Consider the following 26441-nt stretch of genomic DNA (forward strand, 5'->3'; position numbering starts at 1 on the left):
TTGGCCCGCCGAGCGCGGCCGGAGACCGCCCTGCCGCGGCGCTTCCGGACGCCAGAGGACGCGGAGGCGCAGCTCCAGCGGGCCGTCGCGTTTCACCATGAGGTGTTCGGGCGCCCGCCGGCCGGGCTCTGGCCCTCCGAAGGCGCCGTCTGTCCCGAGCTGGTTCCGATGGTGCGCCGCGCGGGCCTGCGCTGGCTGGCCACCGACGAGGGCGTGCTGGCGCGCTCGCTCGAGGCGGCGCACCGCCCGTGGCGTCGCGCGGACGCGTTGTACCAGCCCTATACGGTTGGGGAGCCGGGTGAAGAGGTCGCCATCCTGTTCCGCGACCGCGAGCTGTCCGACGCCTTCGGCTTCGTCTACGCCAAAACTCCGCCGGCCGCAGCGGTCGAGGACGTGCTCCGCCGGGTGGAGGCCGCGGGGCGGCAGGCACCCGGGGACCAGGCGCTCGTCGCCGTCATCCTCGACGGCGAGAACCCGTGGGAGCACTATCCCGGCGGGGGCGAGCCCTTCCTGACGGACCTCTACCGACGTCTGACCGAGCCGCCGCAGCAGATCCTTCACGGCGCGGTGCTGCAGACCGAGACGGTCAGCCGGGCCCTGGACCATCACCCCCCGGCGACGCGCCTGGAGCGGCTCCACTCGGGCTCCTGGATCAACGCCGATTTCGGCATCTGGATCGGCCACCCCGAGGACAACCGCGGCTGGGACTATCTCCGCGAGACGCGCGCCCGGCTGGCCGAGGCGAGCCCCGGCTTGGCGCCCGAGCAGGCCCGGCACGCCTGGGAGGAGATCTACGCGGCCGAGGGCAGCGACTGGTTCTGGTGGTACGGGGACGAGTTCCACTCCGACTACAAGGCCGAATTTGACCGTCTGTTCCGGACGCATCTCCGGAACGTCTTCCTGCGGGCTGGGCTTCCCGTCCCAGAGTTCCTCAGCGAGCCGGTGCTCGGCGCGCGGGAGCCGGACGCGATTCGCTGGCCCGTCAGCCTGCTGCGCCCGGTGATAGACGGCCTGGTCACGGATTTCTTCGAGTGGCGCGGCGCCGGGCACATCGATCCTGCCGCGCCGCTGGGCGCCATGTGGCGCGGGCAACCGCGCTTCGCCGCGATCCTGTTCGGGTTCGATCTCGAGACCCTGTTCCTCCGCCTCGATCCAGCCACCGACCAGGCAGCCGGACCGGCCGCCGTGGACCTTCAGATCGCCACCGAGACAGCCCGCCATAAGCTGGCCTTCCCGCTCGGCCCGCCCGGGCCGGACGCGTGCACCCTCTGGTCGGCCGCACCCGGCGGCGCCTGGGTCGAGGCCGGCCGGATCGACACGATCCGCCGGCAACGGGTCATCGAGCTGGCGGTACCGTTCAAGGTCCTGGGCCTCTCGGCAGGCCAGGAGCTTAGGCTCAGCCTGCTCGTCACGCAGGAGGGGCTGGAAGTGGAACGGCACCCGTGCCACCACCCCCTTCGCCTCCGAGTGCCCGACCGGAACTTCGAGTCCATCATGTGGAGGGTCTGACGGCATGCCCGAGTTGCGCCGCGACCCAGTGGTCGGCCGGTGGGTGATCATCTCCGCCCAGCGGCCAGGCGATTTCACTCGTCACCAGCTTGCGGGGCCCGCCGCGGGCGGCCAGTGCCCCTTCTGCCCGGGCCAGGAGTCGCTGACCCCGCCAGAGATCCTCGCCTACCGCCCGCCCGGAAGCCCGGCCAACCAGCCGGGGTGGCACGTGCGCGTCGTCCCCAACCAGTTTCCGGCGCTCCAGATCGAGGGCGAGCTGGGCCGGGAGGGCGTCGGGCTCTACGACCGCATGAACGGGATCGGCGCGCACGAGGTCATCATCGAGACCCCCGAGCACAAGGCCAGCCTGGCCGACCTCCCAGCCAAGCAGATCGAGGATGTGCTCTGGGCCTACCGCGACCGCATCGTGGACCTCAAGCGGGATCTGCGCCTCCGATACATCCTCGTCTTTAAGAACCACGGCGCGGCCGCCGGCGCGACGCTGGAGCATCCGCACTCGCAGCTCATTGCGCTGCCGATCGTCCCGACCAGTGTCACGGACGAAATCGAAGGCTGCCGCGCGCACTACCAACAGAAGGAGCGCTGCATCTACTGCGACATCATCCGGCAGGAGCAGGCCGACGGCTCCCGTCTCGTCGCCGAGAATCCGGAGTTCCTCTGCGTGACCCCCTTCGCGCCGCGCTTCCCGTTCGAGACCTGGATCCTCCCCAAGCGGCACGCCGCCTACTTCGAAGAGAGCCAGAAGACCCAGTTCGAGTTGCTCGCCCGCATGCTCTCGGAGGCGCTCCGGCGGCAGGACCGGGTGCTCGCCCGCCCAGCGTACAATTTCATCCTGCACAGCTCGCCGCTGCACGAGAAGACCGGCGACTTCTACCACTGGCACATCGAGCTGATCCCGAAGCTCACGCAGGTGGCCGGCTTCGAGTGGGGGACCGGTTTTTACATCAACCCGGTCGCCCCGGAGGAGGCGGCGACGTTCCTGCGGGACGCGGAGATCTAAGAACCGCCCCTTGCCCCGCGCCGGCGCTCAGCGTATCATCGCCCTATGAAGGTGCGCCTCAGCCATCCGGACCGGGACGTCGAGGTCAAGGGGCCCAAGCGCGCGGGCGAGCTGCTGCGCGAGCTGAACCTGATTCCCGAGGCGCACCTCGTCATCCGGGGCGACGATCTCGTAACCGAGGACGAGTGGCTGCGGGACGACGACCGGGTCGAGGTGCGGCCGGTGATCTCGGGCGGCTGCGCCACGGGCACGGGGTTCGCGGCAAGGGGCAGGGGGGAACGCGCCCGACTGGAAAAGCGATGAAGTGCATCAAGTGCAAGACGAAGGCGATGATCGGGCTACCGCGCCACAATGCGGCGTTCTGCCAGCCCTGCTTCAACGGGTTCGTCCACGAGCAGGTCGCGCGCGCGATCAAGAGCGAGCGGATGTTCGGGCGGAACGACCGCATCCTGGTCGCGGTCTCTGGCGGGAAGGACAGCCTCGCCCTGTGGGACATCCTGCTGAAGCTGGGCTACCGCGCCGACGCGCTGTACGTGGACCTCGGCATCCCCGGCTATTCGGCCAAGTCCCGCGAGAAGGTGGAGCGGTTCGCCGAGACCACGGCCAGAGCCCACGGGGCACAGCTCCTGATCCACCAGGTGAAGGAAGAAGAGGGGGCAGGCATCCGGGAGTTGGCAGACCTGGTCCATCGCCCCACCTGCTCCACCTGCGGCACGATCAAGCGGTACCAGTTCAACCGGGCGGCGGTGGCCCACAGCTACGACGTCATGGCGACGGGCCACAACCTCGACGACGAGGCGGCCCGCCTGCTCGGGAACCTCCTGCACTGGCAGGAGGAGTATCTGGAGAAGCAAGGCCCCGCGCTGCCGGCCTCCGTGGAGGGCTTCGCGAAGAAGGTCAAGCCGCTCTACCGGCTGACCGAGCGCGAGATCGCCGCCTACGCCGTCCTGAACCGCCTGGATTACATCGTCGAGGAATGCCCCATGGCCAAGGGCTCCAAGATGCTCCTGTACAAGGACGTCCTCAACCGCCTGGAGATGGAGTCGCCCGGCACCAAGCAGACCTTCTACTGGGGCTTCCTCGAGCGGCAGGCCCGGGCCCTGCAACAGGCCTCAGGGCAGGCGCAGACCACTGAGGCCTCGATGGCCGAGAAGGACCGAGCCGCGCTCCGCCCCTGCGCCACCTGCGGGCAGCCCACGACCGGCGAGACCTGCACCTACTGCAAGATGATGGCGCGCGCGAAAGCCGGCGCGACCGGCTAGCGCCCCGCTCCCCCTTGCACCGGGCTGAACACTCCGCTGCGCGGCTGGTCGCGCCACTCACCCACTCGCCGGCCCCTCGACCAACCTGACGAAGGGGACCACGGGCAGCGGCCTCGCGCTCGTGTGACACTGCAGCCTTCCCCGGCTTCCCGCGCGGGCGCCGGATCATCTTCAGCAACCTGCCGTCCCGCGGCGCTGTGGAGAACGTGATGCGTATCCGGCAGGGGTAAGCGCAGCTCGCCCTGGCCGAAGAGGGCATCGAGCTGCAGAAGCAGAGCGGAGCCGCCGGCACGGGCGGCCCAGGCACGCTCGAGCCGAGCGAGATCCGGACCCTCGCCAAGCAGCCGTCCGGCAAGGCCTTTATCGGCGCGGAGGGCAGCGGGACGCGGAAGGTGGCGAGCCTCGTGCTCGATCACTACGGGTTTTCCACGGATCTCGACGGGCGGCCCGACGGGCCGGTGGACCTTGCGATCGTCGGCCACGACTGGAGCTTCGGCCTGGCCAAAGAGGCGCTGGAAGCCAACGAGATCCAGATCGCCATCTTTCTCACCGCCTACAGCACGGAAGCGGTCAAGGACCTGGCCGGCAAGGGCCGGTTTGCCCTGCTGGAAGTGGACCGTGCCGAGGGCATCCACCGGTCGCATCCGTTCCTGGACGTGACCAGCATTCCCACAGCGAGCTATCCCACCCCCGCCAAGTTCCCGCCCAAGGAAACGAAGCCCCTCGCCGTGGACGAGGTACTGATTGGCAGCAGCACGCTGAGCGATCAGGAGGCCTACCGGATCGTCGAGGCCGTCTTTCAGTCGCTGGTCCGACAACTGGAGCTCGCGCGCACCAAGGACGCTGTCCTCGCCGTCGAGGGCGAGGCCTCCCGCCTGTTCGCCAGCAAGAAGATCGACAAGGAAACCTACGAGTCCGTGAAGGAATTCGCGCGGGTCCGCCTGAGCCGGCTCGACGAGAAGGACTAGCCCGCCCCCTCCCGCCCCAGAGATTTTTGCGCAAGCCCGGCGGCTGGTGTAAGGTGGGCGGGGGAGAGCCGACGATGCGCCTACGCCAGACGCTCGCAATGTGGGCGAGCAGCCTGCTCCTGATGCCCGGCGCGGGGCCCGCCGACGCGCCCGCCGGAGCCGCCCCCGCCATCGAGCTCCGGTTCATTTCCTGGAAGCCGGACCATCCGCGGGTCTGGGAGGAGGCGATCGCCCGGTTCGCCGAGGCCCATCCGGCGATCAGGATCGTGCGCGAGATCGCGCCCCACTCCTCGACCGCCTACCACGACCTCCTGACCCAGAAGCTCAAGAACCGCGACGCCGCGGTGGACCTCTTCTTCATGGACGTGGTCTGGGTGCCGGAGTTCGCAGCGGCCGGCTGGGTGCGGCCGCTCGACGACTGGTTTGGGCCCGCCGAGCAGGCGCAGTTCCTGCCCGCCGCCGTCGAGGCCGGCCGGTATCGGGGCCGCCTCTACGGCGTCCCGAGCCGGATTGACGGCGGGCTGCTCTACTATCGTGCCGACCTCCTCGAGCGGTACGGCTTCGCACCGCCGGAGACCTGGGAGGAACTCGTACACCAGGCGCAGACGATCGTAGCCAGCGAGGCCGCGAGGCACCCCGCGCTCCGCGGTTACACTGGCCAGTTCAAGCAATACGAAGGGCTCGTCTGCAACATGCTCGAATTCATCGTCAGCGGCGGCGGGCGGCTGCTCGCCGAGGACGGCCTCCAGACGATGCTGGCCGCACCCGAGGCGCTTGCCGCCGTCCGGTTCGTCCGCGACCGGCTGCTGACTGGGTTGGCCTCCCGGGCCGTGCTGACCTATCAGGAGCCGGAGTCGCTGGCCGCCTTCGTCCGGGGCCACGCGGTCTTCCACCGGAACTGGCCCTACGCCTGGCAGATCGCGAACGATCCAGCCCGCTCCACAGTCGCGGGCCGAGTCGGCGTCGCGCCGCTGCCGCGGTTCGCGGGCGGCCGGCGCGCCGCGGCGCTCGGCGGGTGGCTGTACGGCATCAATGCCGAGTCACGCCACCCGGAGGCGGCCTGGGCCTTCATCCGGTTCCTCGCCAGCCCGGAGATCCAGCGGCTCTTCGCGGTCCAGGCGGGGATCGCACCTTCCCGGGTCGCCCTCTTCGACGAGCCGGAGGTGCGCCGCGCGGCCCCCCAGTGGAAAGCCTTGCGCCCGGCCCTCGAGGCCGCGACGCCGCGGCCGCGCACGCCGCTCTACCCCGCCCTGTCGCACCGGCTCCAACGCTACTTCAGCCGCGCGCTCGCCGTCCGGGACACGGACCTCGCGGGCGAAGCGGCCGCGGCCGACCGGCAGATCGCCCGCCTGCTCGCGCTGACCGGAGGCGAGCCGTGAGACCTGGCGGCGAGACCCGCGCCGGCTGGGTCATGGTGACCCCGGCGCTCATCTGCACGGGGCTGTTCGCCCTCTATCCGGTGGCCGAGTCCTTCGTCCTCAGCCTCCACCGGATCGTGCTGGCGCTGCCGTCGCTCGGCGAGCCCTTCGTGGGGCTGGACCAGTACCGGGCCCTTGCCGCCGATCCCGCGGCGCGGCAGGCCTTCGTGGTGACGTTCGCCTTCGTGCTCAGCTCGACCGCCCTGGAGCTGGCCCTGGGGCTCGGGCTCGCCTTGGTGATCCACGAGCGGTTTCCCGCGCGCGGCTGGGTACGGGCCGCGGCGCTGATCCCCTGGGCGATCCCCACCGTGGTGGCCTCGCAGATGTGGCGCTACATCTTCAACGACCAGTTCGGGCTCGCCAACCTGCTCCTGTTCGGCGAGCGCGTGGCCCAGTATGTGCCCTGGCTGGCCTATCCGGGCTTCGCCTTTCTGGCGATCGTCCTGGCCGACGTGTGGAAGACCTCCGCCTTCGCGGGCCTGCTCATCCTGGCGGGGCTGCAGACCATCCCGGAGAACCTCTACGACGCCGCGCGGCTCGACGGGGCCGGCTGCTGGCGGCGCTTCTGGCACGTCACGCTGCCGCTCCTCCGGCCCGCCTTGCTCCTGGCCCTGCTGTTCCGGACGATGGACGCGTTCCGGGTCTTCGACCTGGTCTTCGTCATGACCCAGGGCGGGCCCGGCGGGGCGACCACGGTGCTCCAGTTCTACGGCTACCAGGCCCTGTTCGCCGAGGGGCGGGTGGGATACGGCGCGGCGGTCTCGGTGACGGTCTTCCTCGCAATCTTCGTCCTGTCGCTCTTCTACATCCGGGCGGTGGGCTCGAGCCTGCTCGCCAAGGAGCCGCGATGACGAGACGACTCCTGCTCGGCCTCGGAATCCTGCTGACCGTGGGCGGCAGCCTGTTCCCGTTCCTGTGGTTCCTCCTGACCTCTTTGAAGACCCAGCGGGAGGTGGAGGCCGTCCCGCCGACCTGGTGGCCCTCCGGCAGCCTGGAGTTCTACCGGTCCGTCCTGGGGTCGTACCATCTCACCGACTACCTCGCCAACAGCCTGATCGTCGCGGGCCTGACGACCGTGTTGGCGCTGGGCATCGGCCTCCCCGCCGCCTACGCGCTGGCGCGGCTCCGCCTGCCGGGGACACGGTGGATCCTCGGCGGATTGCTCAGCCTCTCGATGTTTCCCCAGATCGCGATCGCGGGGCCGGTGTGGCGACTCCTGGAGAGACTTGGCGGCTTGAACACCCGCTGGGGTCTCCTGCTCCCCTACGTCACGCTCACGCTGCCGCTCGTCGTCTGGATCCTTGCGACATTCCTTAAGGAGCTCCCGGTCGAGCTGGAGGAGGCCGCCCGCGTGGACGGTTGCGGCCCCTGGCGGACCCTGCGCTTCATCCTGCTCCCGCTCGCCGCGCCCGGCCTCTTCACCGCGGCGATCCTGACGTTCATCTACGCCTGGAACGAGTTCTTCTTTGCCCTCCTGATCCTCACGCGGCCGGAGCTGCAGACCCTCCCGGTCGGGATCGCGCTGTTCCAGGGCGAGTTCACGATGCCCTGGGGGGAGCTGGCCGCCGCCTCCGTGCTCGCGACGCTCCCGCTGGTGCTGCTCGTCGTGCTGTGCCAGCGCCGGATCGTCGCGGGCCTCTCGGCCGGCGCCGTCAAGGGGTGAGCGATGGCCGAGCTGGAGCTGCGCGGCATCCGGAAGTCCTTCGGCGGCGTCGCCGCCCTGGAGGACGTCTCGCTCCGGGTCGAGGACGGGGAGTTCGCCGTCCTGCTAGGCCCCTCCGGGTGCGGCAAGTCCACGCTGCTCCGCATCGTCGCCGGGCTCGAGCCGCAGACCGCCGGCCAGGTGCTCATCGGCGGTGCCCCGGTGGACGATCGCTCGCCGGGCGACCGGGACATCGCCATGGTGTTCCAGCACTACGCGCTCTACCCGCACTACACGGTCCGCGAGAACCTGGCCTTCGGGCTCCGGATGCGCGGCGAGCCGCGCGCCGTGATCGAGGCGCGGATCGCGGAAGCGGCGGAGCTGCTCGACATCGTTCCCCTGCTGGACCGCCGGCCCGGCGAGCTCTCAGGCGGCCAGCGCCAGCGGGTCGCGATCGGGCGCGCGATCGTCCGGAAGCCCAAGCTGTTCCTGTTCGACGAGCCGCTGTCCAACCTGGACGCCCGGCTGCGCGCCGCGACGCGGGTGGAGCTGAAGCGGCTCCACCGCCGATTGGGTGCGACCATCCTGTACGTCACGCACGACCAGGTGGAGGCGATGACCCTTGGCGACCGCATCATCGTGATGGAGCGCGGGCGGATCCGGCAGGCCGACACCCCCCAGCGCATCTACGACGAGCCGGCCGATCCCTTCGTGGCCGCGTTCATCGGCAGTCCCGGCATGAACCTGCTGGACGGGGTCCTCGAACGGCAGGGCGACACCTGGCTGTTTCGCGCGGGCGCGCTGACGCTCGAGCTGCCGGACCCGCGTGAGCTGCCGGCGCGGCCGACCTGTCCCGCCACGCTCGGGATCAGGCCGGAGGACATCCGGCTCGAGCCCGCAGGCCGCCCGGAGCTGTGCGTGAAGGCGGATCCGGACGTCATGGAGGACCTGGGCGCGGACCGGCTGCTCCACGTCGTCGTCGGCGACCGCCGGCTGGCCGTGCGGCTCGCGCGCGGCGTGTCCGTGGCTCCGGGCGCCCCGCGGACGTTGTATCTCCCGCTCGACCGGCTGCACCTGTTCCTTGCGGACCGCCGCATGCCTTGGGCCTGAGGCGTTCTTCAGCTTGCAAAGCCGCCGCCGAGCCCGTAAGCTGAGACTGTCTCGGAGCTTGTCGAAGCATGGCCACGACCCAGCGTGACTACTACGAGGTCCTCGGCGTCCCCCGGACGGCGAGCCAGGACGAGCTGAAGAAGGCCTTTCGTCGCCTGGCCCGGCAGTACCATCCGGACCTGCACACGGGCGCCCGCAAGAGCCAAATGGAGCAGAAGTTCAAGGAGCTGAACGAAGCCTATGAAGTCCTCAGCGACCCCGAGAAACGCAAGAAGTACGACCAGTGGGGACACCGCTGGCAGGAAGCCGAGGCGTACGAACGGGCGAGGGCGGAGGCGGCCGCGAGCGGCGGCGCCGCGGGCTGGGCCTCGACCTTCGGCTGGGAAGCGGAGCCCGGCGCGACCAGCGGGGAGGGCTTCGAGTTTGCCGATCTCTTCGAACGGTTCTTCTCCGGCCGGACGCGCGCCAGGTCGTCTCGGGGATTCTCGGAGTCCGCTGAGCCGGGCCAGGACCTGGAAACCTCGGTGCGCGTGACGCTCCGCGAGGTGGCAACCGGGACCACCCGCCGCCTGCAGCTTTCCGAGCCGGTCCCCTGCACCGCCTGCGCGGGCACCGGGGGCCAGCGCGGGCATGTCTGCCCAGTCTGCGCCGGCGCCGGCCATCGGACCGACACGCGCACGCTCGACGTGCGCATCCCGCGCGGCGTCGAGGACGGGACGCGGCTTCGGGTTCCCGGCAAGGGCGGGCCGGGCGCGAACGGCGGGCGACGAGGCGATCTCTACCTTCAGATCCAGGTCGAGCCCGACCCGGTCTTCCAGCGACAGGGCCACGATCTGCACGTGACCCTGCCGGTCTGGCCCTGGGAGGCTGCGCTCGGCGCCGAGGTCGTCGCCCCCACCCTCACCGATACGGTGCGTGTGAAAATCCCGCCGGGCAGTTCCTCCGGCAGCAAGCTCCGGCTCAAGGGCAAGGGGCTGCCGACCCGGTCGGGCGACTCCGGTGACCTGTTCTTCGTCCTCCAGCTTGTCCTTCCCGCCGCTGGCACGGAGGAGGAGCGGCGGCTCTACGAGCAGCTCGCGCGGATCCCGCGTCCGGACCCGCGCGCTGACCTGCTGCGCAAAGCCCGGGAGCGCCCGGCATAGACCCGCAACGACGCGGCTTGCACTTCCGAGGAAGGAACGGCCATACTGGAGGGCGCAACTAGGCCGCGGAGGTACGGCCCCGCCGCGCACAATAGGCAGCGCGGCGGCCCAGGCAAGCAAGGAATGGAGGTGTGGCTATGTCCTGCAACCTCGGCGGAGTCGAGCGAGCCATCAGGATTGCGTTGGGCGCGGGGTTGATCGTGTTGGGCTATGCGGCGGGGCTACCCGGCTGGGCCGCCGGCGTCGCCTACGTCGTCGGCGCCGTCGCGCTGGTCACGGGGGCCGTCGGCTTCTGTCCGGCGTGGAAGCTGTTCGGGATCAACACCTGCCCGGCGAAGGCGGAGCCGCGCGGCCACAAAGCGGCCTAGCGCTGACCCGTCCACGAGGCGGGCGTTCGCACCCTTACTTCGGCGGTCGCAGCAGCGACCAAGGGAGCGTCCGTCGCCACGCAAGCGAGCAATGGAGGAAAGAAGGATGAAATCCCAGGTCTTCATGCGAGCATTAGCGCTGATGGCGGTACTCGGGCTGAGCGTTCAGCCGGCTTTAGCAGACCCGGAGGTTGGCCACGGGAAGATGGAGGGCTACTCGAAGGAGTCCGGTCACGGGAAGGGGTACGGGCACGAGCAGGGCTACGGCAAGGGCCACGGCGGCGGCTACGGCAGCCACGGCGGGCATAGAAGCATGGCCCACGGCAGCACCGGACATTTCATCCGCAGTCTCCTCACATATGCCAAGGGATTCGGCCTCACGGACGAGCAGGTCGCCAAGCTCAAGGCCATCCAGCTCGACCTTGACAAGACCCGGATCAAGACCGAGGCCGACATCATGATCGCCGAGCGCGAGTTGCGAGCCCTGCTCGACGACGAGAAATCCGACCTCTCCGCGATCGAAGCGAAGGTGAAGCAGAGCGAGGAGCTGGAAGTGGGGCTCCGCATGGCGGCGATTAAGGCCAAGCGCGACGCGAAGGCGGTGCTCACACCGGAGCAGCGCGACAAGCTCAAGGCTGTCCATGAGCGGATGAAACTGTACGGCAAGCGGGACGGCAGGGAAGCCGAAGCGGAGCGGGAGAGCGAGGACAAGGAGAAGGTCCGCTTCGCCGGCAAAGCCAAGGTGAGCCTTGAGGAGGCGGTCAAGACTGCCGGCCAGAAGGTGGCCGGCAAAGTCGTCGAGGCCGAGCTGGAGGAGGAGGACGGCAAGCTGCTCTGGGAAGTCGAGATTGTCACCGGCGACGGGAACCTGCAGAAGCTCCACGTGGACGCCCACGACGGCAAGCTCGTCGAGGTCAAGGACTGACATAGCGCCGCGGCGGCGGGACACCCCGCCGCCCACAAGGCCCGCCCGACTTGGTCCGCCCGATCCTTTCCGAGGTCTTGACTTCCCACCGAGCTGCATTATTCCTTGATGCCGTGATCAGCAAAGGAAGGAGGGGTGTGCATGAACAACCGCGGAGGCAAGCTGCTTCAACTCAAGACGCGTGGAGTTGCCGTGCTCCTGGCTGTTCTGCTGGCCCTACCGGCCTCTGCCGGCACAGGAGCGGTACCGTCCACAGGTCTGGAGCCTGGCAAGTCCGGTGAGACCGGGCAGGCGAGCAAGGCCCAGATCGTCCTTCTCCCTGGACACCGGCTTCTTTCCGCGACCGTGGAGCGTGTGGTCGGCGACATGGTCCGGATAAACACGGGCGAAGTCGAGCCGCGTTTCATCCCGGTCAAGGAAGCCCTAGAGAAGGGGCTGCCCCCGTTGAAGCGCGGGGATCGGCTCACGCTCGCCGTGAACGACCAGAACCTCGTCATCGATTACCGTCTTGCCGACCAGGAACCGTGGTATCGGATCGTCCTGGGCCAACTGGCTCAGCCGTTGCCCGTCGGCCACGAGTGGGCCGTGATTCGCATGGAGGACGGCAAGGAGGAGGCTGTCGCGGTGCGGCCGCTCGCGCGAAGCAAGGTTGCCGCGATTCCGACCAATGTGCCGGCCATCTTCCTGCTCGACCAGGCCAACAAGGTCGTGGATGCGACCTTCGGGAGCGAGCATGTCCTGTATCGCGCCGCAATGACCTGGAAGAAGTCCCCGCCCAAAGCGCCCTATGAAGGCGTCAAAGGCACGATCGTAAAGCCAGTGAACTGGATCACGATCAAGACCGAGCGGGGCGAGGAGAAGCCTTACGAGCTCCGGCCGTTCGTCCTGGAGAAGCTCGCGAAGGTTCCGCCAGGCGAACAGATCCTCCTGCTCATTGACGAGGAGGGCAAGGTCGCGGACATCGCCCTGCCCCGCACGATTCCCGCCCGGAGCTGACCGTGCATTGCCTTTGCCGGGGCATCTGTGCCCCGGCGGGCGGGCCTTTGGCACCGATCCGCCCGCCCAACCCATCCGATTGACCGCCTCTCCCCTTCTGTGAGAAAGTGCCAGCTCGTCGTCACCATCACAGAGGAGCCCCATGTCGAGCGAACTCAAGCGCAAGAGCCGCGACCTGACCGAAGGCCCGGGCCGGGCACCGGCCCGGGCCATGCTCAAAGCGGTCGGTTTCACCGACGAGGACTTGGCCCGTCCCCTGGTGGGCGTCGCGAACACCTGGATCGAGGTCATGCCCTGCAACTACCACCTCCGCCGGATCGCCGAGCGCGTGAAGGCGGGCATCCGCGCGGCCGGCGGGACGCCGATCGAGTACAACACGATCGCCGTGTCCGACGGCATCGCGATGGGCACCGAGGGCATGAAGGCTTCGCTCATCAGCCGGGAGGTCATCGCCGACTCGATCGAGCTGGTCGCGCGCGGCCACCTCTTCGACGCCGTCGTCGCGCTCTCCGGCTGCGACAAGACGATCCCCGGAACCGTCATGGCGTTGGCGCGGCTGAACGTCCCCTCGCTCATGCTCTACGGCGGCTCCATCCTGCCCGGCCAGTTCCGGGGCCGGCCCGTTACGATCCAGGACGTCTTCGAAGCGGTCGGTGCCCACGCGGCCGGCACGATGACCGACGCGGAGCTGAAGGAGCTGGAGGACCACGCCTGTCCCGGCCCGGGTGCCTGCGGCGGCCAGTTCACCGCCAACACGATGGCGATCGCCTTTGAGTTCCTGGGCATCTCCCCGATGGGCTGGAATGGGATCCCCGCCATGGACCCGCGCAAGGACGACGTGGCCTTCGAGGCCGGCCGGCTCGTGATGGCGCTGCTCGAGCGCGACCTCCGCCCCCAGCAGATCATCACGCGCAAGTCGCTGGAGAACGCGATCGCGGCCGTAGCGACGACCGGCGGCTCCACGAATGCGGTCCTGCATCTCCTGGCGGTCGCCCGCGAATCGGGTGTCAAGCTGACGCTGGACGACTTCGACCGAATCAACCGGAGGGTCCCGCTGCTCGCCGACCTCAAGCCCGGCGGCCGGTTCATGGCCGCCGACCTCTACGCGGCAGGCGGGACCACGCTGGTCGCCAAGCGGCTCCTGGACGCAGGCCTCCTCCACCACGACCGGCCGACCGTGACGGGACGCACCATCAGCGAGGAGGCGGCCCAGGCCGTCGAGACGCCTGGCCAGGAGGTCGTCCGGCCGCTGACCAACCCGATCAAGCCCACGGGCGGGCTCGTGATCCTGAAAGGCAACCTCGCGCCGGAAGGCTGCGTGGTCAAGGTGGCGGGCCATTCGATGGCGAAGTTCCGCGGCCCGGCGAAGGTTTTCGACCGGGAGGAGGACGCCTTCGCGGCGGTGAAGGCCCGGCAGATCCGGGCCGGCGACGTGGTCGTGATCCGGTACGAAGGGCCGGCGGGCGGGCCCGGTATGCGCGAGATGCTGGCGGTGACCGCGGCGATCGTGGGCGAGGGGCTCGGCGACTCGGTTGCGCTCCTGACCGACGGCCGCTTCTCGGGCGCGACGCACGGCCTGATGGCCGGCCACGTGGCCCCGGAGGCGATTAAGGGCGGCCCGATCGCGGCGCTGAGGAACGGCGACATGATCGTCTTCGACGTGGCGAAGCGGCGGCTGGACGTGGAGCTGACGCGGAAGGAGATTCAGGCGCGGCTCAAGAAGGTCAAGCACCCCGCCCCGCGCTACACGAGTGGCGTTATGGCCAAGTACGCCCGGCACGTGTCGTCGGCATCAGAGGGTGCGGTGACGAGCTAGCGGCCTCGGCTGACGAACGGCGCACGCGCCTAGCGGCAGCATGATGCGTTGGTGAAAGGGCCGCCTTCCGCAGCCATACTGTTGGCCGCTTGCCCGATCGGAGTCACAGCATGGCTCGGGGCGCCCTCACGGTTTTCCACAGGCAGTTTCCCGCCATGCTGCGCGCCCTCACGCACCCTCCGCTCCATCCGTGGCTCCAGCGAGAGGAAGCGAGCAGTGGCAGAAGAGCCCCGATGGATTGGTTAATAATCCCCGATGTAGAGGCCGACGGCGAATTTCTGAGGGCTTTCACGGACTAGGAGTTCAAGAAAGGTCCGGATGGGGGTCAGCTCGGTTGACAGTGAGAAGTGCATGTCCACTTCGGCGTTCCGGAATCTCCTGGTGAAGCCCTTTAACGTTAGGGCATGGACTCGTTCAAAAAGCTTCTCGCGGAGCAACTTGTACGCTTTCTGAGCCGAAATGATCCGGAATTGGCCCTCTGTCATTCGCTCGAATATTGGACGGAAGTGATCGCGGTGGCCCGTTGAGCGAAGCCGATCAACAATGGCTTCTTCCAGTGCTCGCTTACCTTCGAGGACCGCCAAAGCCCAGACATAGTCATCGGGTATGAGCGGACCCAAGTCCGCCGACCTTAGGTCTGGGATACTTAGGACAAGAAAGACATACGGCAATCGTTCAGCCTCTTGTCGCTTGAGCGCGTTGTGAATTTTGTACGTCGCCAAAGCAAAACAATCCAGCGGTTCGAGACCGACATAGCGCGCGGCGTCTCGGAACAGGGTGCCATGGAACTTGATGTTCAGGCGACAGATCGGGTTCCCATTCCCGTTAAGGAGCCTGTAGTCGGTGTCGCTCCTCGAGGGGCGATGATCCTCAATCTTCAGGACCCTCCCGCCAGTGATGATATCTGTGAGCTCTTCGAAACGGCGCTCCGCGAGCGCGCCCAGGAGCATCTGGGAGATCCCCTGTCGCCTTGCGGCCAAGTTATCCAAGCTGATCGGGTATTCGGCGACAGAGAGTCCGGCCACGTCTTTGGCGCGAACGCGGTTGGCATGGTTCTCGACCCGGCGGCGTTGGAGTTTCAGCTCAGCACAGACTTTAGCCAGGGGCTCCCCACTGAGAACTCTTCCAACCGCTAGGGCCAGACGGATTTCTCGAACGGGAGGGATGGAGTCGCCGTAAATGTCAAGGAGGGTCCGGAATAAACGCTTGAAGTGCCTCAACTGACTCAGGCTTGTGCAGCGCCTTTCCCTTTCGGCTTGTTCTTATGCATGAAAGCCAGAAGCGGAGGCTCGGCGAACCGAAACTTCGAACCTTCCAAGTAATCCCTCACCACCTCGATCGCGATCCACCGTCGGCCGAGTCGTTCGGCCGCTTCACCGGTGACGTTTGACCCGGCGAACGGGTCCAGGACGAGGTCCTCGGGATCGGTGCAGAGTTTGATGAAGAACTCAGGCAATCCCCTGGGGAACCGTGCCGGATGCACCGGCAGCCCCGCCTCCAGACAACGCTTGAGATAGTCACCGTTTGAGTCGTTGTTCCCAAGTTCGATCAAGTTTGGCGGAATCGCACCGCCGTGGTTCCTGTTGAACTTCGCGGTGATGTTGTGGCCGCTCGGGCGAGCCTTCACGCGATATCCACGAGCGAGGAGGCGGAGCATGTCGTCGCTGTACTCCTTGAGGACGTTCCGGTTGTTCGCCTTTGGCCAAGGCGTCTTGCTGAGCCACCACACTTGGTTGACGGCACATTTGACCCGAATTCGACGGACGTTCACCCACTCGGCAGGCGCAGGCATGGCACCCGGGTTGTACCAGTAGAAGTCTTGGGCGAAATGGAACCCGACTCGTTCACACAGTGCCAGCAACAAGTGGTACTGATACAAACTTCTCGTTGGGACGCCTTTGTTCCATACACCACCGATGTCAATGATCAGACTTCCGTCTTCCTTGAGCAATCGCTTCCACTGCACGGCGAAAGGGAGGATCCACTCGACGAATTTGTCCAAGCGCGCGGCCTCATAAGGCTTTTTCTTCTGAAATGTAAGAGGAAATGGTGGGGACGTCACAATGAGGTTTACGGAGTCGCTCGCCATCTCGGTCATGATGGGCAGTGCATCGCCGAGGTATGCTTTTCCGAAACCCGTCGTGTGAAAAGGTTTGAAGGTCATGGACTTGTTCGGTGGCGATGTCCTCAACAAGTGAACCTTATACTACATCTTGTGGGCTATGGGCAAGCTTTTCATATATATGGTCAAGTCTGGATTTCCGCCGCTAGCGAACCTTCTTGCCAGAAAGCGGTGAGGTTGGTCGAGAAACAGAGGCGAAGGGGTAGCGTCCACCCGGCCTAGACGAGCACGTGCAGCGGCCGGATTCGCCTCAAGCCACGCCGGAGTAGTAGCGGAGAATATTGGATACGGAGATGACCCCGATGATCTGGCCGTCCTGGGTCACCGCGAGGTGGCGGGTGGCCTGCTCCTTCATCAGGCGGACCGCCTCGATGATCGGCCGGTCCGCCTCGATCGTCACGGGCGGCTGCCGCATGCAGCGGCGCACCGGCGTGACGGCGGGATCCAGCCCGCCGGCGACGACTTCGCGGGCCAGGTCCGTGTCCGTGATGACGCCGACGTACCGGCGGTCGTCGGCGACCAGGAGGGAGCCGACCTTCCAATCCCGCATCAGCCAAGCCGCCTCCTTGAGCGACGCGTCGGCATGCACGCTACGGACGTCGGCCGTCATGTGGTCGGCCACCTGGGGCCCGATCATCGCCTGCGAGACCCAAACCGGTTTGCCGCCGACCTGGGCCCGGCGCGCTTCGAGCTCCGCCAGGCAACTTTCCAGCACCCGCTTCCGCTGGAGCAGGCTTTCGTAGCCGGCGTCGTGGGTGCCGACTTCCGGCGCCTCCTCGGTGAGATTGACCAGCCCGGAGGCGTCGCCGAGCTGAGCGTACTGGTAGGCCTCGAGCAGCTCGGAAGCCTCCCCAAAGGCCCGCGTGATCACGCGCTCGGTGTCCAGATCGAAGTCCTCTAAGTTTGGCGCGGCCTGCGCCTTCGTCTTCGTCAGCACGGCGGTCAGGTGGGCGAGCTGCTCGCGCAGCCGGCTGATGTTTTCGTCAAGCGGATCGCCCCGCTTGTCCTGACGATCCGACCTGGGTGCCAGGTGCTGACTCATGGCGTCGCCTCCACCACCGGCTCACCCCGACAGGATGGTACGCCTCTCGACGCGAGTCGGCAAGAGCCGGGGCGACGGGCGGGCGCCGCGCGGGGAATTGTGCGACAACCTCAGGGAGTTCGGTTCTTTTTCCGCCTTGCTGGTCGGCGTGCAGCCTGAGGCTCAAACGTGATCCCGAGCGACTGGACCTCCGCATACGGCAGCAGCCAGGCCAGCGATTCATCGTGGAGATCCCCGACCTGGATCCGGTTGCCCCAGGGGTCGCGAAAGTCGCACTGGAAGCCCGGCTCCAGCTTGAGGCCGTACTTCTTGACAAGCTTCTCGCGGACTTCCCGGACCTGCGCCTCGTCCCGCACCATGAGGCCGAAATGCCTGGCGCGGTCCGGCTCGAGCCTCTCCACCTCCAGGATGGCCATGAACTGGTGCTCCCCGAGCTTGCACCAGGCGGCGCCTTCTCCCCCACGCAGCATCTTCAGCCCGAATACGTCCTCGTAAAACTTCACCGCGGCCCTGACGTCCGTGACTTCGATCGCGACGTGGTTGCAGCCGTACACCTGAACCGCCATCGGGTCTCCTCCTTGGCTCTGTCCCCGGCGAGGTCTTGCGGTGGACCTTATAACCGAAGCGGCTTGATCGGCGCGAGGACCGCTTGCGGATTCTGCTTCCAGATCGCTTCGTCCGCATCCACGTACAGCTCCACTTCGTTCCCGTCCGGGTCCGCGAGATAGAGGCTCTGGCTCACCGTATGGTCGCTCATACCGGTGATCGGGATGCCCGCCTGATCCAATTCCCGCTTGGCCGCGCGCAGCTCTTCCAGGCTGTCCCCGACCTTGATCCCGATGTGGTAGAGCCCGCGACGTCGGCCCGGCGGCGGGCCCGGCGCGTCGCCCACCTCGATCAGCAGCAGCTCATGATGCGTGCGCCCCGAGGTCAAGGCGGCCGCCGCGCCACCGAATAGCCGGCCGATCTCCATGAACCCCAGCAGATCACGGTAGAAACCCAGCGACCGCTCCAGATTCCCGACATACAGCACCACGTGGCCCAGGCAGCGCGCCTTCATGAGGTCACCGTCCTTTCCGCCCAAGTTGCCGGGATTCAACGCCGCGTCAGTCTGGATGACGCTGTCAATAAGCCGCCCGGACCGCGACCGAAGCGTTCGCTCCAGCGCGCTGACGACCCCGGCCGTGACCGTGGATTAGAAGCCGTAAGGATTGCCAATCGCGACGACCAGTTGCCCCGGCCGGATGGCCTGAGAGTCCCCCAGGGCCGCCGCGACCAGGTTCGGCGCCGCGATCCGGATCACCGCGAGGTCCGTGTCCGGGTCGTCGCCGACGAGGTCGGCCCGGACACGCTGGCCGCCAGGAGCGTGACGTCGATCTCGGCTGCCCCGTGGACGACGTGGCTGTTGGTCAGGATGAACCCGTCCGGCGTCACGATAAACCCCGAGCCGCTGCCCTCCACGTCCGGCAGGCGCCTGCCCCTGGGACGGCGCCGCACGGCGATGTTTACGACCGAAGGGCCGACCCGCTCGGCCGCACGGACCACCGCCTGCGAGTAGGCATCCAGCCACTCCGCATCCCCGGCTGCCGGCTGGTCGCTGCCCCGATCCTGGTCGGGCTCCACCAGACCCGTAGCCGCGAGGGTAAGCCCCCCCTTCATCATTATCATTGTTCCCTCCCACCCAACTCGGTTTTTGATAGTATAGTCCTACATAGAACCAAGTCAACCGACCCGATCCGTCGTTCCGCGACGGCAACCCGATCCATCTCATTTCGTTGACGATTCAGCCGCTCGCAAGGGCGCTCCGGCCCCGGTCAGTGGCTTTGGTAGAAGGCCTTGATGGACTCGACGACATAGGCGAGCTGGTCGTCGGTCAGCTCGGCGTAGACGGGCAGGGAGAGGACTTCTTCGGCGGCGCGTTCCGACTCGGGGAAGGCCCCTTTCTGGTAGCCCAGCGTACGGTAGCAGCTTTGGAGGTGGAGCGGGAGCGGATAGTAGATCTCGGTGCCGACGCCGCGATCCTTGAGCCAGGCCCGCAGCTCGTCGCGCCTCTGGGCGCGGATCGTGAACTGATTGAACACGTGCTCGTTGCCCGGCTGCGTCCTGGGAAGCACGACGCGATCCAGCAGTGCCGCCTCCTCGAAGAGACGCTCATAGCGCGCTGCGTTCCGGCGCCGCCCCTCGGTCCAGCGGTCGAGGTGCTTGAGCTTGACGGTCAGCACGGCGGCCTGAAGCGCGTCCAGCCGGCCGTTGATGCCGATCCGCTCGTGCACGTACTTAGTCCGGCACCCGTGGACGCGCAGCATCGCGACCGCGTCCGCGAGACGCGGGTCGTTCGTCGTGACGAGCCCCCCGTCCCCGACCCCCCCCAAGTTCTTCGTCGGAAAGAAGCTAAAGCAGGCCGCATCCCCCAGCACGCCTGCTTTGACTCCGTTCCGGCTCGCGCCGATCGCCTGGCAGGCGTCCTCGATGACCGCCAAGCCCCGGCGTCGGGCGACCTCGTTGATCGCCTCCATCTCCGCGCACTGGCCGAACAGGTGCACGGGGATGATGGCTTTCGCCCGCGGCGTGACCGCTCGCTCGATCCGGGACGGATCCAGGTTGAAGGTGTCGGGCCGGATGTCCACAAAAACCGGTTTCGCCCCCAGCCTGGACACGGCGCCGGCGGTGGCGAAGAAGGTGAACGGGACCGTGATCACTTCGTCGCCGGGCCCGACGCCGGCCGCCATGAGCGCGAGCAGCAGCGCGTCGCTCCCGGAGGTCACGCCGACCGCGTGAGTCGCGCCCACGTAGCGGGCGACCGCCTGCTCGAGCTCGACCACCCGAGGCCCGAGGATAAACCCTTGCTCCTCACAGACCGCCTCGATGGCGGCCATGACCTCCGCCTTGATCTGCCGATACTGCGCCTTGAGATCCAGCAGGGGCACCTGCACGGGGCATGTCCTCCGAGCGCCGCTCAGCGATGCGCTGGTGTACCACAGTCACGCGCCGCGCTCAAGCCTTTTAGCCGTTCCTGCTCCAGCAGCAGCCGTTCGTACTCCCGCTCCTGCCGCCGCACCATCTCCCGGATGTCGAATTCCTGCGGCAGGGCCTGTCCGCGCCTGCCCAAATCAGCCGCCAAGTGCGGGTCGGCCAGCACGCGCAGGACGCGCTCCGCGAGCGCCGGCACGTTCCCCGGTTCGACGAGGAAGCCGTTCTCGCCGTCGCGAATGACTTCGGCCGCGCCGTCCGCCGCGGTGCCGACGACCGGCACCCCGCTCGCCAGCGCTTCTAGGTACACCCGCGGCAGCCCCTCCCAGGCGGAGGTGAGCGCGAACACGTCCAGGCACCGGAGGATCTCCGGTACGTCGCGCCGCCAGCCGGGGAGCACGAAGAGCTCGGACAGGCCAAGCCGCCGGATCTCGTGCTCGATCAGCGGCCGCAGCTCGCCGTCGCCCACCAGCAAGAACTGCGCGTCGGGTCGGCGCACCCGGACCGCGGCGGCGACCCGGACGAAATCCAGCGGCCGCTTCTGCGGCTTGAGCGGCGCGATCATCCCGACGACGGGTCGGTCCGGGCCGAGCCCCAGCTCCGCCCGCTTCGCACGGCGATCCACGCGGCACGACCGGAACGCCGCCAGGTCCACCCCGCTCCGGACCACCATACACCGGTCCGGCGGGAACAGGCCGAGCGCGACGCCCGCCCGCCGGTTCGCCTCGGACACGGCGAAGAACCGCGTGGTGAATCGGCCGGTGCAGCGCTCGAGCACGATCAAGGCGCGGCGCAGCGCCGCTGGCTGATCCGGCGTAAACCCGAACCCATGGATGGAATGGATGAGGATCGGCACGCCCGCCAGCCGGGCCGCCCAGCGGCCGAGGATGCCGGCCTTGGAGCAGTGCGTATGGACGATCGCGGGGCGCAGCCGCTTGAGGAGCGCGGTCAGCGCGAGGAGCGCCCGGAGGTCGGCGAGCGGCGAGAGGAGATTGATCGGACGGACCAGCGCGGGGACCTGATGGAATTCGACGTCGGGGAGCGCCCGGGCCTCGTCGTCCAATAGGCCAGGTTCGCCAGTGATCAGGACGGGACGGAACCGCGCGCGGTCTAGATGCGAGACCGTGTAGAGGGTGTTCTGCTGGGCTCCACCCAGCTCCAGCTTCGTGATGACATGGGCGACGGCGGCCGGCCAGGTCATGTCCGGGCCAAGGCCGGCTCCGCGAGCGGCTCGCCCTCCCGGCCCCTTTGCAGCCGCTCGGCCAGCCGTTTCCCCTGGCTGAGCGCATCCTCCATGGAGCTGTGCTCCCAGCGTCCGTAACGGCCGATCGAATGGATCCCCCGGCGCTCTAGCCATTCCAGGAGCGGCCCCACCACACGAGCCCGGTGCCGGTCGAAGAGAACGTAGGCGTAACGGATGTCCCGCACATCGGCCGCCACGATCTCCTCGTCCGGCCGGAAGATCCCCGCCCGTTCCAATCCGACCCGAACTCGCCTGAGAACCTCGGCCTCGGGGATGGCTTCCTCCGGCCGGTGCGAGATCTCCACGTAGAGGGAGCTGCACCCGGCGGGGCCGAGGGACGGCGAGAAGTTCATGGGGAAGCCGGCCCGGTAGAAGGGATACTCGGGCTCGGGGAAGTAGATCCAGTGCTTGTCCGTGAGCCGCTCGCGCACCACGCCGAGGTTCACGCTATACACCGACACGCAGCGGAGCCCCACCGCCGCCTCGCGCAGGGGCGGCGGCAGGTCCGTGCAGCGCCGCACCAACTCCGGAAGCGGGATTGTCGAGACCAGCCGGTCGTAGTCCACGACGCGGGTCCCGTTCGCGCCGCTGCGGAAGGCCGCGCGGCGCCTCGCCGTGTCCACTTCGACCAGCTCCTCCTCGTAGGCGATCTGGCCGACCGCTGGCAGCAGGGCCTTCGGCAGGATCTCGATGCCCCCCTCCACCGGGTACAGGAAGGTCGGATTGTAGCCGAACGCCTTGTCCTTGATCCCTAGGGCGCCGTTCACCACGTCCCGCAGTTCCGGCTTCGGAATGAGCCAGGAGACCCAGTCGGCCGTCAGCTCCTCCAGCGGCACCTGCCAGAGCTTCTCGTTGAACGGCACCATGAAATGTCTGGCGAAACCCTCGCCCAGGTTCTCGAGGATCCAATCCTTGAACGAGGCCGCCTGGGCGGGAAGGGGGCGGGAGGGGGTGAGCGTGGCGATGAAGCCCAGCAAGCAGTCCCGGACGATCTCCTTCGGCAACCCGTGTGTATTCACCTGGAACGGATACTCCGTATAGGTGCCGTAGGAGTAGATGTAGGAACGGCGTTGGTGTCGCGCCAGGCGGCCGGCCAACAGGCCCTCGACCAACGCCTTGATCTCCGCCTGGCGGAAATGCAGCAGATGGCCAGTCATGTCGAAGGTGAAGCCGTTGACCTGGTAGGAACGGCAGAGCCCACCGGCCTCCCGCTCCCGCTCGAACAGGCGGTAGGGCAGGGTCTGGAGATGGAAGGCGGTGCTGAGTCCGGCCAGGCCGGCGCCGACGATGGCGATCATCGGGTGCTCCCTCCGGCCTGCAAGCCCCGCCCGTTCGCGTCCGCGAGCGGCGCCGTCGCCGACGGAATCGGCATGGGGACGCGCGTCAGCGCGACTGCGGTAAACGCCAGCCCGCCAACCGTGACGCCGATCAACAGGAGGGCCGTCTCCAGCCCCACGAACATGACGGCGAGCCCGACCCCGCCCATGACCACGGAGGCCGCGCAACTGAGCGTCACCACCTGCGGGACCGTCAACCCCCAGTGCCGCAGCCGGAGCGCCATGTGGTCCGGGCTCCCCAGGAAGATCGGTAGTCCCCGGAGCGACCGGATGTATGCGACGAAGAGCGTGTCGAAGATCGGCACGCCCAGGATCAGCAGCGGCGCCGCGAGCGCGACCGGATGATCCCCGGGGTACTGGCCGATCATCGCGAGCGCGCCCAGCATGAAGCCCAGGAACAGGGCCCCCGTGTCACCCAGGTAGATCTTCGCCGGATGGAAGTTGTAGCGCAGGAAGCCCAGCAGGCTTCCGGCCAGCGCGGTCACCATGAAGGCGATCACTTGGTCGCCGTTGAGCAGCGCCACGACGAGCAGGAAGATAGCGCTCACGAGCCCGACCCCGGCCGAGAGCCCGTCCATGATGTCCAGCAGGTTGAAGGCGTTGATGATCCCGATCATCCACAGGACCGTCAGGGCCAGGGCCAGCCAGTCCGGCAGCGCCGCGATCTTGATCTGCACCCCGCTCTTGATCAGGACGAAGACGGCGAGGCCCTGGCCCGCGAGCTTGACGCCCGGCGAGAGCACGCCGAAGTCGTCAATGAGGCCGAGCAGCACGAGCAGCGTGCCCGCTAGGATCATCCCGAGCACGTCCTGGCGGAACTCGAAGGTGAACGCGAGGCTCACCAGGAAGGCCAGGTACACGGCGAGCCCGCCCAGGTAGGGCACCGGCTCCCGTTGGTGCTTGAGCCGCCCGTCCGGCGCATCCACCAGGCCGTACCTGAGCGCCGCCCGGCGCGCCACGGGGACGCCGTAGAGCGCGAGCAGGAACGCGAGGACGAAGGTCAGGAGGAGCAGGACCATGAGAGAGCCTCCTTCTGGTCTGATGCCAGCGGCGCAGGAACGGCCCGAGACTCAGCCCGTTGCTCCGACGGGCCGCCGGCGAGCTTCGCGCCATCGGGCCGGCGCCCGATCAGGTGCGCGTAGAGAGCTTCGTGCTGCCGGACAATCGTCTCGATGGAGAACCGCGCCCGCACGTGCTCCCGGCCCTGCCGGCCCAGCACCCGGGCCCAACCGGGCGCTGCGAGCATCATCTGCAGGGCCCGGCACAGGGCCTGGGGATCGCCGGGCGGGACGAGCAGCCCGGTCTTCCCGTGGGTGACAATCTCGGGGATGCCGCCCACGGCCGTGGCCACCACCGGCGTCCCCGCCGCCAGCGCCTCGAGGATCGCGATGCCGAACCCCTCGTGGAGGGAGGGCAGGACGAACAGATCCATCAGCGGCAGCAACCTCGGAATATCCCGGCGGAGCCCGGTGAACCCCACGGCCGGCTCGATACCCAGCGCCGCCGCCTGCCGCCTGAGCGGCTCCAGGGCCGGCCCCTCCCCGACGATGAGGAGCCGACAGGACGTTTCAGGGCGCTCCCGGGTCAATTGGGCGAACGCGCGGAGCAGGACCGAGAGCCCCTTGGTCGGTTCCACCAGTCGGCACACGGTTCCGATCACCGGCCCCTCGGCCGGCAGCCCGAACTCTCGCCGATCGGCCGCGGGCACGTCCCGGAACCGCTCTGGGTCCACCCCGAAGGGGATAGTCACGTACCGCGCCGGGTCCCCGCCGACGCGGTCCAGGATGAACGTGCGTACGGCCTCGGAGCAGCAGCTCATCGCCGAGGACCACCGGGCGGTCCACCGATCCAGCAGCCGGTAGCGGAGCACGCGCAGCAGCTCCAGCTCGTGGTAGGAGGAGATGACGACGGGCACGCGCAGGAGCCTCCCTGCCACGCGCGCCAGCAGGTTGGCTCGAAACAGGAACGCATGGAGGACATCCGGGCGCTCGCACCGGATGAGGCGCAGGAGCCGGGGCAGGACACGGACATCGAGCCGGCCGGCGCCCCCAAGCGTTGCGACCGGGACCCCGCGCCGCCGGAGTTCCGCGGCGAGGCAGCCGTCCCCTTTGAGGCCGCAGACAGTCGCCCGATAGCGGCGGGGGTCGAGCCGCGAGGCCAGCTCCAGGACGTGCGCCTCCGTCCCGCCGACATCCAGCCCGACGGTCAACAGCATCACCTTGACCGGCCTCGAGGCAGCAGCCGCGCCGGCCATCGCCCTCCCGTGCCTCTCGGTCATCGTCCCGCCTCTCCGCAAGGCTCACCCGGCCCACCGGCGGATCCCGCGACCGGCTCCGACTCCTGAAAGATCCGCCGCAACTCGCTCCGGATGAGCGACCCGACGGCGGCCGGAGCCAGCCGCGCGCGGATATCTGCGGCGGCGCGCCGGCCCACTTGCCGGGCCGCCTCCCGGTGGGCAAAGACGTAGCGCATCCACCGGGCTGCGTCGTCCACCTCCGGCTCCGCCCAGACCTGCCCCTTCTCGTAGGCCCCGTAGCTCCGCGCAAGCGCCGTCAATCGGGCTCGCACCAGGAAACTGTTCTCCGGGGTCATGAAGTCCCGGTTCCCCGAATAATCGGTCGCGATGACGGGCTTGCCCAAGGCCATGGCCTCGGCGAGGGTCAGGCCGAACCCCTCGGCCCGGTGCAGCGACACATAGGCGTCGCAGCAGGCCAGCAGGACCCGGAGCGTCTCCTGAGGCATCCAGCCGTCCAGCAGACGCACGTTCGGTCGTCGGGCCGCCTCTCGCAGCCGCGCATGGCCAGCCGGATTGATCTCCGCGTTATAGAACTTGAGCACCAGCAGCACCGGCTCGGCAGGCGCAAAGGCGCGCTGGAAGGCCTCCACGACGGCGAGGGGATTCTTGCGCTCGAACACGCTGTAGAAGTCGAACATGAACAGAAACACGAACCGGTCGTCCGGCAACCCGAACCGCCGCCGAGCCGGCGCCCCCCCGTTGCCGCTCGCGATCGGATGCGGGACGACCCGCACCGGGACCGGCGCGACGGCTTCCAAGGCCTCCCGGCAGAACGTGCTGGGCGTCCAGATCTCGTCGAAGTAGGCGAAGCGATCCAGCCAGCGCCGCGGGAACGCGGCGAGCTCCCAGGCCCAGAATCCCACGTTGTACCGGCCCGCGGCATAGTCCCGCCCCATTGCCCGGAAGAACCGGGGGACCTGGTTCGGATTGAGGTGCACGAGGTTCACGCCGTAGGGGTTGTCCCGAGATGCCCGGTGCTCAAGGGCTCGATCCGCGTACCGCGGCACCCCGATGTCGAACCGGTTCACGACGTGGGGAATCGCCCCCGCCTGGGCCGCCCGGATGATCCCGCGCGCCCCCTCGGCCACCCCGCCTTCGGAGACGACCGAGCCGGCGATGTTAACCCCAAACGTGGCCCGGTCACGGCGGAAGCCTGGCGTCGCCCTCCGGGGCCCACCCCCGGCCGACAGGCTCCCGAGGCGCTCCAGGAGCGCGTGCGCGGCCAGAAAGCCCCGCTCGCCGACCACGCGGCAGAACAGTCGCCGCACCATGCTG

The 26441-nt window shown here is 68.2% G+C and carries 25 protein-coding genes and 1 pseudogene; 14 read left to right on the top strand and 12 right to left on the bottom strand.

What is annotated here, in order from left to right; all coding sequences use genetic code 11:
- The 14 genes from ACWHYQ_RS03210 to ilvD all read left to right on the top strand — a co-directional run bounded on the left by ACWHYQ_RS03210 (position 1) and on the right by ilvD (position 14156).
- On the top strand, positions 1-1509 hold the full coding sequence (locus ACWHYQ_RS03210) for a hypothetical protein (RefSeq protein WP_447974313.1): 1509 nt from the start codon (positions 1-3) through the stop codon (positions 1507-1509).
- 4 nt (positions 1510-1513) lie between these two features.
- Positions 1514-2509 (top strand): galactose-1-phosphate uridylyltransferase, encoded by a 996-nt coding sequence (galT, locus tag ACWHYQ_RS03215; RefSeq protein ID WP_447974314.1) that lies wholly within the window; start codon positions 1514-1516, stop codon positions 2507-2509.
- 45 nt (positions 2510-2554) lie between these two features.
- Positions 2555-2812: a MoaD/ThiS family protein gene (locus ACWHYQ_RS03220; protein WP_447974315.1), complete on the top strand. Its 258-nt coding sequence runs from the start codon at positions 2555-2557 to the stop codon at positions 2810-2812.
- A complete protein-coding gene (locus tag ACWHYQ_RS03225; protein ID WP_447974316.1) occupies positions 2809-3771 on the top strand; it encodes an ATP-binding protein in 963 nt (320 codons plus the stop codon). Before ACWHYQ_RS03220 ends, ACWHYQ_RS03225 begins: the two co-directional genes overlap by 4 nt.
- Positions 3772-4133: 362 nt before the next feature.
- Positions 4134-4739, top strand: coding sequence for a TAXI family TRAP transporter solute-binding subunit (locus ACWHYQ_RS03230; RefSeq protein ID WP_447975513.1), 606 nt, complete (start codon positions 4134-4136; stop codon positions 4737-4739).
- Between the two features lie 74 nt (positions 4740-4813).
- Positions 4814-6118 carry an ABC transporter substrate-binding protein gene (locus ACWHYQ_RS03235; RefSeq protein WP_447974317.1) on the top strand — a complete coding sequence of 435 codons (1305 nt, stop codon included), beginning with the start codon at positions 4814-4816 and terminating at the stop codon, positions 6116-6118.
- Complete coding sequence (locus tag ACWHYQ_RS03240; RefSeq protein ID WP_447974318.1) at positions 6115-7008, top strand: carbohydrate ABC transporter permease; 894 nt, start codon at positions 6115-6117, stop codon at positions 7006-7008. Before ACWHYQ_RS03235 ends, ACWHYQ_RS03240 begins: the two co-directional genes overlap by 4 nt.
- Complete coding sequence (locus tag ACWHYQ_RS03245; RefSeq protein WP_447974319.1) at positions 7005-7820, top strand: carbohydrate ABC transporter permease; 816 nt, start codon at positions 7005-7007, stop codon at positions 7818-7820. Before ACWHYQ_RS03240 ends, ACWHYQ_RS03245 begins: the two co-directional genes overlap by 4 nt.
- A gap of 3 nt (positions 7821-7823) precedes the next feature.
- Complete coding sequence (locus ACWHYQ_RS03250; RefSeq protein WP_447974320.1) at positions 7824-8909, top strand: ABC transporter ATP-binding protein; 1086 nt, start codon at positions 7824-7826, stop codon at positions 8907-8909.
- A gap of 68 nt (positions 8910-8977) precedes the next feature.
- Positions 8978-10051: a DnaJ C-terminal domain-containing protein gene (locus ACWHYQ_RS03255; RefSeq protein WP_447974321.1), complete on the top strand. Its 1074-nt coding sequence runs from the start codon at positions 8978-8980 to the stop codon at positions 10049-10051.
- A 137-nt stretch (positions 10052-10188) separates the two neighbouring features.
- Positions 10189-10419, top strand: coding sequence for a YgaP family membrane protein (locus ACWHYQ_RS03260; RefSeq protein ID WP_447974322.1), 231 nt, complete (start codon positions 10189-10191; stop codon positions 10417-10419).
- A gap of 106 nt (positions 10420-10525) precedes the next feature.
- Positions 10526-11344: a PepSY domain-containing protein gene (locus ACWHYQ_RS03265; RefSeq protein ID WP_447974323.1), complete on the top strand. Its 819-nt coding sequence runs from the start codon at positions 10526-10528 to the stop codon at positions 11342-11344.
- A gap of 141 nt (positions 11345-11485) precedes the next feature.
- Positions 11486-12340 carry a hypothetical protein gene (locus ACWHYQ_RS03270; RefSeq protein WP_447974324.1) on the top strand — a complete coding sequence of 285 codons (855 nt, stop codon included), beginning with the start codon at positions 11486-11488 and terminating at the stop codon, positions 12338-12340.
- Between the two features lie 142 nt (positions 12341-12482).
- Complete coding sequence (ilvD, locus tag ACWHYQ_RS03275) at positions 12483-14156, top strand: dihydroxy-acid dehydratase (RefSeq protein ID WP_447974325.1); 1674 nt, start codon at positions 12483-12485, stop codon at positions 14154-14156.
- A gap of 242 nt (positions 14157-14398) precedes the next feature.
- Here the strand turns inward: ilvD and ACWHYQ_RS03280 are convergent, their stop codons facing one another.
- The 12 genes and pseudogenes from ACWHYQ_RS03280 to ACWHYQ_RS03335 form a co-directional block, all read right to left on the bottom strand.
- Entirely contained in the window at positions 14399-15376 is a 978-nt protein-coding gene (locus ACWHYQ_RS03280) for a hypothetical protein (protein ID WP_447974326.1), read from the bottom strand.
- A gap of 5 nt (positions 15377-15381) precedes the next feature.
- Positions 15382-16320: a DNA-methyltransferase gene (locus ACWHYQ_RS03285; RefSeq protein WP_447974327.1), complete on the bottom strand. Its 939-nt coding sequence runs from the start codon at positions 16318-16320 to the stop codon at positions 15382-15384.
- A gap of 208 nt (positions 16321-16528) precedes the next feature.
- Complete coding sequence (locus ACWHYQ_RS03290) at positions 16529-17320, bottom strand: CBS domain-containing protein (RefSeq protein WP_447974328.1); 792 nt, start codon at positions 17318-17320, stop codon at positions 16529-16531.
- A gap of 110 nt (positions 17321-17430) precedes the next feature.
- Positions 17431-17886: a VOC family protein gene (locus ACWHYQ_RS03295; protein WP_447974329.1), complete on the bottom strand. Its 456-nt coding sequence runs from the start codon at positions 17884-17886 to the stop codon at positions 17431-17433.
- Positions 17887-17933: 47 nt separating this feature from the next.
- Positions 17934-18380, bottom strand: coding sequence for a VOC family protein (locus ACWHYQ_RS03300; RefSeq protein WP_447975514.1), 447 nt, complete (start codon positions 18378-18380; stop codon positions 17934-17936).
- Between the two features lie 15 nt (positions 18381-18395).
- Positions 18396-18979: pseudogene (locus tag ACWHYQ_RS03305) on the bottom strand (S1C family serine protease); the annotation flags it as partial.
- 155 nt (positions 18980-19134) lie between these two features.
- On the bottom strand, positions 19135-20253 hold the full coding sequence (locus ACWHYQ_RS03310) for a DegT/DnrJ/EryC1/StrS family aminotransferase (protein ID WP_447974330.1): 1119 nt from the start codon (positions 20251-20253) through the stop codon (positions 19135-19137).
- 23 nt (positions 20254-20276) lie between these two features.
- Positions 20277-21491 carry a glycosyltransferase family 4 protein gene (locus ACWHYQ_RS03315; protein ID WP_447974331.1) on the bottom strand — a complete coding sequence of 405 codons (1215 nt, stop codon included), beginning with the start codon at positions 21489-21491 and terminating at the stop codon, positions 20277-20279.
- Entirely contained in the window at positions 21488-22831 is a 1344-nt protein-coding gene (locus ACWHYQ_RS03320) for a protoporphyrinogen/coproporphyrinogen oxidase (RefSeq protein ID WP_447974332.1), read from the bottom strand. The genes ACWHYQ_RS03315 and ACWHYQ_RS03320 overlap by 4 nt, the downstream gene beginning before the upstream one ends.
- Positions 22828-23889, bottom strand: coding sequence for an MraY family glycosyltransferase (locus ACWHYQ_RS03325; RefSeq protein ID WP_447974333.1), 1062 nt, complete (start codon positions 23887-23889; stop codon positions 22828-22830). The genes ACWHYQ_RS03320 and ACWHYQ_RS03325 overlap by 4 nt, the downstream gene beginning before the upstream one ends.
- Entirely contained in the window at positions 23871-25148 is a 1278-nt protein-coding gene (locus ACWHYQ_RS03330) for a glycosyltransferase (protein ID WP_447974334.1), read from the bottom strand. The genes ACWHYQ_RS03325 and ACWHYQ_RS03330 overlap by 19 nt, the downstream gene beginning before the upstream one ends.
- Positions 25145-26437, bottom strand: coding sequence for a glycosyltransferase family 4 protein (locus ACWHYQ_RS03335; protein WP_447974335.1), 1293 nt, complete (start codon positions 26435-26437; stop codon positions 25145-25147). The genes ACWHYQ_RS03330 and ACWHYQ_RS03335 overlap by 4 nt, the downstream gene beginning before the upstream one ends.
- Positions 26438-26441: the final 4 nt, after the last annotated feature.

It is taken from the genome of Nitrospira sp. Kam-Ns4a (assembly GCF_965152595.1).